This is a genomic window from Cohaesibacter celericrescens, assembly GCF_002866925.1.
GTDB classification, from domain to species: Bacteria; Pseudomonadota; Alphaproteobacteria; order Rhizobiales; family Cohaesibacteraceae; genus Cohaesibacter; species Cohaesibacter celericrescens.
This window is the reverse complement of record NZ_PKUQ01000016.1, coordinates 537,122-549,048: the sequence shown is the minus strand read 5'-3', so window position 1 is coordinate 549,048 and position 11,927 is coordinate 537,122. Positions and strand designations below refer to the sequence as shown.

The window sequence follows — 11,927 nt, the reverse complement described above, 5'->3', positions numbered from 1 at the left end:
CGTTGGAAGATTGTCAAAGAGGAAGAGTCTCTGGCCCATTCGCGGGAATAAAGACCTTGAAGGCAAACTGAAGGGCCACAACAGGTCCGTCAGCGCAATATGGTTGCCAATATGGCCACCGCGCTGGGGTCGTCTCTGATGGTTTGTGCTGGAGTTAATTTACAAGTCGCGCATTAATTCATTGAGATTTGCGTCAATCAGTTGGAGCCTGGGCTTCTTGTTGTGGCTCCCCGGCGTGATCAACTCGTCAATTTGACCTGAAATGGTGAGGGTCTCAGAAAGGTGCCTTAAAGCAAAAATACGCGCTTCTTTGTCAGGTTCAAAGTCAAATAGAAACAATTGCATTGCCACCAATTCAATCATTCTTTGAAACCCGCCAATAAGCAGACCTGAGTTTGAAGCGTTGCGTTTCAGATCCGCAATCAGTTTTGCAATTGGCTTGGATGCTTTTTCAGACAACCGGTCCAGAAATACAAACGACTGGATCAGGCATTCCAATCCAGAAGTATTCAATTCCATAATCTCAGCACGCTTGAACTGAGACATTGATGTCATGGCTTTGAGGCGTGGTGGGTGGTTATTGGTTAGTTCGTGTTTGGTGACCAGAGTTGTCATCGATAAAATCCTTGGCTTTCGGGTTGCGGGCGCTTTGGCCCTCACCAAGAGGGGCTAAAGAAACCGCAACCCAACCATAGGATTCTGCAGTACTTGATTGATAAATTACGCCAAAGATCAGCTTTTGATTAATCAAATATCTTTGTGTGTGAATCGGCATACAAAATTGATCCACTTAGGCGGGTTATGAACTTGCATAATTGCTCCCCCCTACACCATTACCGTTCCGGTTCTCGTTCCCGTTCCTGTTTCCGCTTTTCACGTTGCAAAATTATTGCGACGAAGCGGCCTGAGAAAGCTGTCTCAGTTCGTCTATGGCTTGGTTCAGCATGTCTGTGCGCTGTTGACTGCTTGGTTCGTTTACCCAGCCAATCAATGCCATGTTGAACGCTTTTTGACAGTTGAGAAAGGCTGTATGAGATGCTTCGAGCGCTGCTAACCGATGAATCAAGTAGTCGATGGAATTGTTTTGAAAAATTGTTTGCCCTTCCATGGATTGAGTCAATTCTTCTACGGATTTGAGTAACTCTCTCTCGAGTGGTGTCGTCAATTGTTGCTGGGAGTTTTCTGTATTCATCATTGTGGGGCTCTCTCTGTTTGTCTGTGAGCTGGTTGGCTGGGTTGGCACCCAAATCCAAAGAAGGAAACATATTATTATTGGGCTGATCAGGCTCCATATCTTGATACTGGAAATTTTTTTCATCACGTCTTCCGTATTCTTCAGCGGGATTTCCAACTGTTTGTGAGTAAACTCGACCTCGTTCGTCAGTTCCTGCTGCCATTTCATTTTTGCTTTGTGAATATCGCTTGCGATTGTATTTTTTACGTCGTTCAACATGTTCCTGATATCTCGCTCGAAGTTCTTCGTCTCTGTAGCGATCAAGTCGATTTGCACTTGCCTCGTCTTCGTCATTTTCTCGGTTAAGTCGTCGCTCAAGAGTGACTTCGGGCGTCCAGGTTTCATGGTATATGGGGCCTTTCATACGAAATCGGATTTCAGAGTCTGGGATCGCAATGGAGATGTATTTTTTTCCTTCTCTTGGGACTAAAAAACCTGACTTTTTGAGGAGTGCTATCATCTCTGAGCGATTATTGATTGCACCAGCGACAATCATCTCTTCAATCCAGTCCTGAAGTTGCTCTCGAGTTTGAGCGCGAGCCGGGCTCTCAGAAACGACCTTGCGTTCACGGGTTCGGGATGTGTCTTCTGGGTCAGCCCATCCATATTTCTTGTTCATTAAGTCCCGACAGGCATCGAAGGGTTTGAAATATCCCGGTGGTGCAATATTAAAACTATTGCCCGTGGTAAGCTCTTGACGTGGAGTGCAAAAATGCAATTCGATGCGGTCTTCATGAGAGTGTCGAACCCAGAGGATGTTGTACTGCTCGGGTTCAAGACCTGCAAAACCGAGAGTTTCAAAGGTATTGATCACTTTGAGCTGTTGTTCTTCAGTTGGATTATCACCCTTGGCAAAACTGACCACACCGGCGCGATAGCTCCACTTGTGTCGGCAGCAATCAATGAGCATGCGAGTAAGATCCGGATTGCCACTGACAATCTCCGGCAGGGGATCGCGACGTTTCATCAATGTCTTGCCATCGGAGGAGTGAACAATATTGCGGCTATCATCATAAGCCAGCACATTTCTGGCTATGAGATAGTTTACCGGAGCTGCCCCGCCTCCTTGTCCGTTTGAGAAAAACTTAATCAGCAACTTCGCTCTCCTTGGTTGAATGAAAAACCAGGAGTGAAGCAAGTTCCCTATTAATGCTGATTAGGGATGCGATTATGTCCATCGCGTTCAACTGGTGCATGTCACCGGCATGTCCTGCTGCGTTTACAGTTCGAGCAATTTGGTTGAGATTGCTACCGATACGGTTAAGAGCAACCAGGAGACGCGTATCGACAGTTGGTGCAGCGCGCTTGCGGGTCGGCTTTTTTATCAACCCCAGTGCAGATCGAAGCAATTCAGATGCGGTTATGCGCTCGGCCTTTGCACGAGCCAAAAGCGTTTCTTTCTCTGCTGCTGTACAGCGCAACGAAAACGTCTTTGAAAGATGTTTCTCGCTTGCACTGAGGGTGGGGTTCGAAGGGGCGGCTCTCTGGCCCTCGCAAGGTCCCGTGTATGACACGGGTCGCCTTGCTCTCTTCTGCTCACTCATACGCCAACCTCCACACAATCGTGATTTGGAAGGCTCCATTGGCGGACCGTTACAGGGAAATCAGTCGCAATATCAATATAGGGAGTTTTGCTGATATGGCAGGTTGGTGGATCTGTCATTGGCTGCAGTGCCAATGCGAATTGATTTTTAAAATGGCGAGAAATGAAACTGACAAAGCGACACGTTAGTTTCTGACGCTGAACGTCTTTTTTCACCCTTTTTTGTTCTTTGGATGTTTTTGCACCGTTATCGATAGGATCGATAGAGAGAAAATAAATGTAGCCAAGCAGCCCTATCTCAGACATGGCTGCAGAATAAAAAAATTTACAAGAACGCATGGTTCCACCTCCTGAATAACTCGTTAGTCAGGATGGATTGCAGCCGGTTTTGCGATGTTTTTGGGCTGACCCAACATAGGCCTATCGGCCAGTTTGATTGCTCAAGTTCGTCGAACCAAAAGATCTGCAATCGATCCTTACAAACAAAGGGGGGTCAAGAGCCGGAAGAAAAAAACATATTTAGGATTTTTTTAATATTCTTCCTCAAATTGTCTAAGATGAAGTCGCTTCTATACTATTTGCCTGAGTTTAATTGTGTGGCGAATAAGATGACGGGCGGCTTCTTGACCTGCGACGCCATCAAGCGCCTTCCAAATTGCAAGATTTCAACAAACCGAACCAAATCTTGCCACGTCAGCAACCGAAATGAGCGGATAACTCCATTCGTTGCACTTGTCCTAAAAACCATATTTTTAGATCATTTTTTACGACTTGAGACCTCTGCATAACTCAATTTTTTTTCAAATTTACCCAGCTCACCCGAGAACCCGAAGGTTTTGGTTGGATATCAATGACACCAGCCGTCGGACTGACCTCTCGCCCTTCCAGTTCACGGCACCCCATGACCAGGAGATGATTGATCCGGGCCCAAAAGCCAGCATTGCGCCACGCATAAAAATATCCACGAACCGTCGAGACCGGAGGAAAGTCCTTGGGCAACATCCGCCATTGGCAACCGCTGCCTCCAACATACAGGATTGCATCTATCACATCGCGCATATTTGTGGTGCGTGGTCGCCCACCTGATCGGGCTGGCGGCAAGAACGGTGCGATCACTTCCCATTCTTTATCGGTTAAATCTGTTGGATAGCGAAGTTTATCCCGGTTATATTGAACCCGAGCGATATCATCCCAAGGCATGTGACCCTCCATCTTCTAGACAAAGACGATTGAATCACAACCTATTGATATCGCTCAATTACTTTTAAATCCGGCTCTTAGATCATCGGACACACAGGCAGTGGATTGGTGTTTCGGCATGCATATTTCAAGATGGATGAAAAGGCTGTCTCTCTGAGGTTGTGACAGCCTTAGTTTTACGATCCAACATTTAGCTGGCGCTTAATACGCCTAGAAACGGGAACGGCGACGAGTTGCATGTAATCACCTCTCGTCGATTATTTCCTACTCATTCAAACTCTGCTTAGATGAACGCATTTGGATTTGCCTTTTTCGACTTGAGCGATCTTCCCAGTTGATAACTGATTGACTTTATTTCCTGTTGTGGAACTATTCACCAACGATTTGGTGTGTTTTAGTGAATGGCGGAGAGATATGAAGACGTGGAGAGCGAAACTGTGGTCAGGGTTTGTGCGAGTTCCTCTCTTCTGGTTTGTATTTATTGGAGTGCTTTGGGGAATTGACCAACGTTTCTCCGATGTCGATTTCCATCTTTTGATGGAAAGAGGTCAATTGGCTTATCAGTTGTCAGCAGGAGCTCTGTCTTTCGACGCTGTACACGAAGCGTTGGACGCATTGAGTAAAACTGACTTTATCTTGTCACTAGCCTATGGCGTCGTCAGCATAGCATTTGCATTCTTGGTAAGTTTTTTTGTTTGCCACGTACTGGTCATAGCTTGGACCCTGCGTATGGCAAGACGCGCGATTGCCAAATGCAAAACACTTGAAGAATTCTATACTGAATATGACAACGGTGTGCATGCTAGCTTGCGAAGCAATGGTTTGATTGGGGATGCATGGCGCGAGTTTGACGAAACACTTGTTGCCCCCCAAGAGGACGAACGGCAAGTTTTGAGGAACACTGTTCGACCTCATACTTTCATGCATGTCGGGCTGGCAAGAGAGCGGCTAGTCGGTATAAAAATGCTGCCTGCCATTCCAGGTTATTTCGTGGCAGTCGGCCTCTTGTTAACATTCATTGGAATTGTATTGGCTCTCTATAAAGCTGGCGAAGCATCTAGCGTACAGGATGTGACGGTCATGCAAAAGGCAATGACCGATCTCTTGCAAATTGCATCTTTTAAATTCGCGACTTCAATTGCTGGACTCGGGTGTTCGTTGGTTTTGTCTGTCTTGTTTAAACTCTTCATGGTTTTGGTTGAGGGCAGCTTTTCTGATCTTTGCGAAGCAATTGAGCGGAAGTTGCTTTATGTCGCACCGCAATCACTCGCCGTTAAAATGAATAGCGTCATGGAGGAACAGCGAGATGAACTAAAGCACCTAGGTTCCGAAAAATACTTCAGCCAAATGGGGCAGGCGCTCTCGCCACAGATCCACTCCGCATTCTCCGAGGCTATGTTGCCAGTCAACCAGAGTATTTCAAACGCACTGGACAAGGTGACTGAATCCAGTCAGAGCGGCATCAGCGACATGTTGCAGGAGTTTTCCAACAACGTTCAGGGAAGCGCAGGGACAGAGCTCAGAGAGCTTGCAGGCACATTGCAAGCCATGCAAACGACGCTTGCTGATATGCAAGGGGGGGTGCGCAATAGTGGAGAAGACTTTGCTCGCCGTATGAGTGAAGCTGCCGAAAATTTGAACCGCTTGGTTAGCGAAGCCGCGACATCTATGAATGATGGAGCGCTGAGCAATCGTGAAAGTCTGAACGAGATCATTGCAGCGATGCAGAGCACCTTCGAGAAGGCCAATAATGCCCTTGATGAGGATCTTGGAAAAGCTGCGGCCGGTGCTTCTAGCAAGATTGAAGATGCCATGGGACGTGTGATGGAGAAACTTGAAGGCCAAATCACACATCTGAGCGAAGGTATGGCATCCATGGAAGGCAATCTTTCCGGATCGGTTCAAAAGACACAAGACACTATTCAGGAAGCACAACAAAGTGCCGCGCAAACAGTAGCTTCTGTGGCAACGAACACTTCAGAAGCCCTCAAACAAGGCCTGGCTGACGCACTAGCAACAATTCGCAATGAAATTGATCGCTTTGAAACTGCGCTTGAAGGGTCGAAGAATGCGCTAACCTCTCAAGCGAGTGCCATCGGTGACGCAACATCGCAAACAAGACAGGTTGCCGATATTTTCTCAAAAACAGCAATCGAATTGCGCGGTGCCATTGCTCCCTTTACACAATCTGCAGGTCAAATTGCGGAAACCACACATAGCTTCAAAACATCGCTAAATGCAGCTGTTGAAGCTCTGCAAAACAGTCAAGAAGGGTCTTCAGAACTGGCAAATGCGCTTAGGGAAAACGGCGAAGAATTGACCAATCTTTGGCAGTCTTACGAAAAACGTTTTCAGAATATCGATGAGGAACTTGGTAGAGCTGTCGAGAGTCTCTCGAAGGCAACCGTGGAACAGGGAGCTGCTCTCAGCAATTACTCTCAACAGGTTGATCAAAACCTCGCACAGGCCGTCACCAAGCTGAGTAGCGGTGTTTCTGAAATCAATGACTCTATTGAAGAATTCGGAGAGGAAGTTGGGAAACTTCAATCTGCGATGTATTCGGCAGTGGAGTGAATTGAGTGATGCTGGCATTTGATGGCTCACAAGCCCAACAACATCAGGAAGAAGAGAGCGAAAATTACTTTGTGTCCATGACGGACATGATGGTTGGCATTCTGTTCATTTTCATCATAATGCTGATGGTCTTCGCTTTGCAGTTTCAAAAGCAAACAGATACTTCCGAATCAAAGCTAACTGAGGTGATGGAACGCATCGAAGAGGTCACAGAACATCTGGATGATCTTCAAGCACAAATCTCAAATCGTTTGGAGGATCTAAAAACGTCACGAGAGAAAAGAACCACTCTGCTCAGGGATATTGAACAAGAACTCAAAGCAGTCGGGCTTGAGGTGCAAATTGATCCTGAGAATGGTGTGTTGAGGTTGACCGAAAACGCCATTCGCTTTTCAACAAACCGATCCGACCTCGACAAAGAAGCCCAACAAAATGTCGAGAAAGTAGCAAATGTGCTCGCACGGGTTCTGCCCAACTATACTAGTTGCATGAATACCAACGGCACTGAAAAATGCAAGGCACTGCCGCCAGGTGGTGCCATTGATACCGTCTTCATTGAAGGCCATACGGATAGCCAGGGTTCTGATTCCGAGGCGGGCGACAAACGTAACTGGCAGCTATCGGCGGAGAGAGCCGTCTCAACCTACCGCGCCTTGACAAAAGAAGCGTCGCAGTTGAGAGATCTTATGAATCCGGACAAGAAGGAAATCCTGTCAGTTTCAGGATATGCTTCAACACGCCCTGTGCCTCATACCAATAGCGACACTCTGGCCGGACTAACGCGCGGTGAGGCCTTGCGCCGTAACCGCCGCATTGATATTCGATTTGTCATGCAGGTCGACCCGACTGATCGTCTGCGTGAAGTCTTGACCCTTACCAATCAAATGCAAAGTGAAATTGAAACCCTGAAACAGACGATTCAAACTCAATGATCGAAGTGGTATTCCAGAAGAGCTGTCGAGATGTCGCATCACGGTTTCAGGTGCCGACACTGCATTTACAGTTGCCCGAAAAGACGCACATTGCGAAGTTATGCGAGGCTCTCAATTTGTCGGGTGCCGTTGATAAAACAATCAAGGATCTTCCAACTTTAAACAGCGTTGCGCAAACCATTCTGGAACATTTTCAGCAAGGCAAAGAGCTAACAACCAAGCAATTGCGGCAAGCGCCCTGGTGTTTTTGGGAAACCAAACCAGCTCTTGCTGATTATCCCGATATCCTGCAAAGGATACTAAATTTGATCTTGTCCTTGGGTAAGCGTCGATTGTTCAAGACCCTTGCGACCGTTTATCTCAATCAGTTTCAGAAGAATCGCCAAGGCCTTGGCGTAGTGTCGCAAGCTTTGCAGTCAGGCGTGGTGAAATTCGGTTCTCCCTGGCTGGAACTACAAGAAAATTTTGCCCTGTACGATATAGAAAATGGTCCGGTTCGCATTGCGCAGCTTGCGTTGCAGCAAAAGTTATCGGTTCCGGAAATTATGCGGGACTTGGACCTTTCGGCTCTCAGTGCTCAGTCGGGTTTCTCCGAAGCAGTAACGCACTCCATCCTGAAGCGGTTGTCTGAAGATCGGAAGATCGGTCATTTAAGTCGCTTGAAACTGGTAAAACGGTATGCATTGTCATCGGATGGCAAACAGCTGTTCCCCGCAATGGACGCAGACATTGCAGAGGCACTCATCAGGCCATTCCTAGCGAGGCATAAAACACCCGATGACGACACAAAGGATCCATTCCTCGACACATTGATCAAGTTGTTCGAGGACCCGCGCCTTAATCCGGGTCGATGGGAGAAGATGCCGGAGATCAAGAGTGAGATCATCGCGTGGCTTACTAAACAATCTCTGAGGCAGTTCTTGGATATCGTTGATCGAATTACAACGAAAACTTCTGAAAAGAGAATGTGGAAGTACAGGCGAGCCTTTTGGGAAGCTGTCTATGAGAATGGACTAATCCGGGGAGCCTGGGTGGTCTTTGCTGAAGACGGAGCCAGAGAAACACAGCGGATTTTCGGAAACGAAGTGAAGTTCGGACGATTTCGAAAAGGAGGCGGTAGGCAAGCGCAAAGCAGTCACGCTGTTCTTCTCCTGCAGATCGGACAAGGGGTCGTCTCTGATTGGAGCCATAACGGCAAGGTCAACATCTGGAGCTCAGCGGAGGATTCATCCGCACCAAAGCTTTATAACAGCTGGTACGACGCTGATGAAGTGAGATATTACGTTGGACGAAGTGACTTGCTGAGTTCAAGGGATTATCTAGTCAAAACACATAGTTCTCCTGATACCTACAGTTGGCAGAAGGTCGTTGCAAAAAGGATCTTTGAAATGACCAATAAACGCCTTCACCAATGGGAATACAAAGCCTAGGGGATCTCATCATGCCATTCGTTTGCTCGCCACAATTTGAAGGTGGCCTAATCCAGTTTCTTCAACGAGGCCTTTTGGGGAAGGGCAAAGCTGTTCCGGTTGCAGAATGGAATGCTGTGATCAAAAAGTCAGATAACGCCGCTCATCGGTTGCTGAAGATGCTGGTTGAAGAAGGTGAGGCCAATGGAAAAGAAGATGGAGTCTTTATTCCGACGGAAACTCTACTTCAGCTGCCCGATACACAACTCAATAGGATAGCTGTTCCGGCTCTTGCTGGCTTGTCATTGACGCTGTCTATGCATGGGCGCATCGACAGCACCGATAGCAGTATCCAGCTAGAATGGCAGGACAGTCATTCCAGAGTGATCAACCCCAATTTCCAAGGTCCGTTCGTGCAGGTGGACGGAGAATGGCGGCGTCTCTCCTACCGTCTCTTTCAACTGAAGGAGGCAGCGACAGCGTTCAATAAAAGCGCTGGTCAGATATTTGAGGAAAGACTGCCATGCTGGGAAACCATGCAGACCATGCTCGAGCAGGAACTGGGACATAACGTTCGTTCGGACAAATATCTAAGTTCGCTCAAGATTTACCAAGCAGGAGCGTTGACCCTCGATGTCAAAGAGACGAACCGTGGACTTGATTTCTCGCCAATACTCCTGCCTAAGGGGGATGCACCTGAGCTGTTGGAGGCCGATGATGGCCCTGCAGGTGAAAGCGAAGACCTGTCGCAAGAAGGGGTGAACGACACAGAAACAGTAACCTTGCTTCCACCCATGTATGCCCAGGCGTTTGAAAGTCAATTTGTCCAGCAGGCAGGCCAGACACCCCCAGCATTTGTTCTTGGCAACAATACTTTCCTGTTGGTCGATCAGCCCCTCCGCAGAAGCCTAGACGTGGTCAAACGCGCAAGGAATATGCCTGCCGAAGATAGACGGAATTTCCTGCGCAATCCCAGAACTGTGCTAGCGCAAGCACTCGGGGAAGACGGAGACTCGTTGGCTCAAGCGATCTTCATCGAAACCGCACAATACTCGGATCGAATTCAGGGACTCGGTCTATGGGAAAAGCCGGTCCTGCCTTGGATTGCCAAGAAGTCCAATCAGTGGTTGCCTGAGCGTTTTCCTGTCACCATCGGCGATACGACAGTGGAAACCACAGCAGAAGAAATTGAAACGCTGGAAATCGACTATGAAAGAGCCAGGGGGAATGGGGAGGAAACGGTAGAATTCCAAGGCGAAAGTTTCGGGACGGACCAGATTGGCAAGCTGTTGGGGGATTTGCGCAGCGAGACAGAGGCTGAAGACATAGACAAGCCAGTCGAGGACATAGACCAGCCGACACCTGAGAAGGAAAACAGCGTCCTCCTCATACAGGAAAACCTCGAGGCCAACGATTACACAGCCAAATTCTCTCTCAGAAAGAACAAGGTGGCTATGTCTTTCCCTGAAAGCTGGATCAATAGAACCGTGCCCAAGGAGCACCAGCTTGTTGGCTTTGACTGGATTTGCAAGGCTTGGCGACAAGGATGGCCGGGCGTTCTGCTGGCCGATGATATGGGCGTCGGCAAGACATTTCAGGCCCTGGCCTTTCTTGTCTGGATCCGTTCTAATAAGGCCCGTGCGAGAATTCCGGTGCGCGAGTTGACTGGACCGATCCTCATCGTTGCTCCAACAGCGCTCCTCAATAACTGGCAGAAGGAAGCTAGTATTCACCTGATTCCTGATGCGCTTGGCGAATGTTGCGAGGTCTTTGGTAAAAATCTGAAGTCCCTCAAACGGCACCCCTCAGACAACGTGCCGCCGGAGGATCTTCTGGATGTTGATCAGATACGCCATGCTGACTGGGTCCTGACGACCTATGAAACGCTTGCCAACTATCACCAGAGCTTTGCCAGAGTGGCATTCTCAGTGGCAATCTTTGACGAGATCCAGAAAATCAAGGCACCAGACACCATCAACTCACATGCCGCCAAGACGGCCAACGCCGATTTCGTTGTAGGCATGACAGGGACGCCGATTGAAAACCGCATCGAGGACCTGTGGTGCATCATGGATCGCATCGCGCCGGGCTATCTCAAGGATCTCAAGACTTTCTCCAAAACCTATGGTGAGGAGAATGAGAGCGCACTAGCGGAATTGAAGGACAAGCTGGACAAGCCTCAGGGCAAGGCTCCTCAGGTCATGCTCAGGCGTATGAAGGAACAGATCTCCAAGGATCTACCATCCAAGACAATCGCGCCTTATAACGTGGTCATGCCGGTACGGCAGGCATTGGTTTATGAAGAGGTCATAGCAGAGGCCAAGGGCGGAGCCGTCACACGCAAGAACATGCTCGAAGTGCTCCACAAGATGCGCAGCATCTCTTTACACCCAGACAGCGCTAAGGAGATTGACCTCTATGACCCGGCCCAGCGAAAAAGCTGGATCATGGGGTCTGCTCGCCTCGAGAAGACATTCGAGATTTTGACTGCAATCGAGAATATGGAAGAGAAGGCTCTGATCTTTCTAGAAGACAAGGCCATGCAGAAAGCTCTGGCGACCGCCATATCGGAACACTTTCAGCTTCCCACGCGACCGATCATCATCAATGGTGAGATGGCCGGGGCCAAACGCCAACACCATGTCGATGCCTTCCAATCCCTACCAAAAGGCTTCGCGGTGCTCATCCTGTCTCCAAAGGCGGCAGGCATTGGACTGACCATCACGGCGGCAAACCATGTCATTCACTTGAGCCGCTGGTGGAATCCGGCGGTGGAAGACCAGTGCAACGACCGCACCTACCGCATTGGTCAGAAGAAAAATGTCACGATCCATGTGCCTCTTGCGGTGCATCCCACCCACAAGGAAGGATCCTTTGACGTCAAGCTGCATGAATTGCTCGAGAAAAAACGCAATCTGTCCAAACACATGCTCGCGCCCCCTGTGAGTGAGGGAGATGCTGCGACCCTCTATGGTGAGGTTGTCAGCTAGCCGTTTTCGGAGAAGAAATTGTCCCCCAGCCGCCGTTCCTGAATG

The 11,927-nt window shown here is 48.6% G+C and carries 8 protein-coding genes and 1 pseudogene; 4 read left to right on the top strand and 5 right to left on the bottom strand.

The genetic code is table 11. The annotated features are described in order from the left end of the window. Positions 1 to 159: 159 nt before the first annotated feature. The 5 genes and pseudogenes from C0081_RS10395 to C0081_RS10370 all read right to left on the bottom strand — a co-directional run. Positions 160 to 615 (bottom strand): HAD family hydrolase, encoded by a 456-nt coding sequence (locus C0081_RS10395; RefSeq protein ID WP_146006438.1) that lies wholly within the window; start codon positions 613 to 615, stop codon positions 160 to 162. Between the two features lie 218 nt (positions 616 to 833). Beyond that, a complete protein-coding gene (locus C0081_RS10385; protein ID WP_101533703.1) occupies positions 834 to 2,330 on the bottom strand; it encodes a relaxase family protein in 1,497 nt (498 codons plus the stop codon). Next, on the bottom strand, positions 2,320 to 2,778 hold the full coding sequence (locus tag C0081_RS10380; RefSeq protein ID WP_210200458.1) for a plasmid mobilization protein: 459 nt from the start codon (positions 2,776 to 2,778) through the stop codon (positions 2,320 to 2,322). The genes C0081_RS10385 and C0081_RS10380 overlap by 11 nt, the downstream gene beginning before the upstream one ends. Beyond that, a complete protein-coding gene (locus C0081_RS10375; RefSeq protein WP_101533702.1) occupies positions 2,775 to 3,116 on the bottom strand; it encodes a hypothetical protein in 342 nt (113 codons plus the stop codon). The genes C0081_RS10380 and C0081_RS10375 overlap by 4 nt, the downstream gene beginning before the upstream one ends. Positions 3,117 to 3,617: 501 nt before the next feature. Beyond that, positions 3,618 to 3,977, bottom strand: a pseudogene (locus C0081_RS10370) (transposase); the annotation flags it as partial. A 414-nt stretch (positions 3,978 to 4,391) separates the two neighbouring features. Between C0081_RS10370 and zorA the strand changes: the two are divergent. Genes zorA through C0081_RS10350 form a run of 4 tightly spaced genes read left to right on the top strand, consistent with a single transcriptional unit; the run spans position 4,392 to position 11,882 of the window. After that, positions 4,392 to 6,551, top strand: a complete 2,160-nt coding sequence (gene zorA, locus C0081_RS10365; RefSeq protein WP_101533700.1) for an anti-phage ZorAB system protein ZorA — start codon at positions 4,392 to 4,394, stop codon at positions 6,549 to 6,551. Positions 6,552 to 6,559: 8 nt separating this feature from the next. Then, positions 6,560 to 7,483, top strand: coding sequence for an OmpA family protein (locus C0081_RS10360; protein WP_101533699.1), 924 nt, complete (start codon positions 6,560 to 6,562; stop codon positions 7,481 to 7,483). Continuing rightward, positions 7,480 to 8,913: an EH signature domain-containing protein gene (locus C0081_RS10355; protein WP_101533698.1), complete on the top strand. Its 1,434-nt coding sequence runs from the start codon at positions 7,480 to 7,482 to the stop codon at positions 8,911 to 8,913. Before C0081_RS10360 ends, C0081_RS10355 begins: the two co-directional genes overlap by 4 nt. 11 nt (positions 8,914 to 8,924) lie before the next feature. Continuing rightward, complete coding sequence (locus C0081_RS10350) at positions 8,925 to 11,882, top strand: DEAD/DEAH box helicase (RefSeq protein WP_180966826.1); 2,958 nt, start codon at positions 8,925 to 8,927, stop codon at positions 11,880 to 11,882. The last annotated feature ends 45 nt before the right edge of the window (positions 11,883 to 11,927 follow it).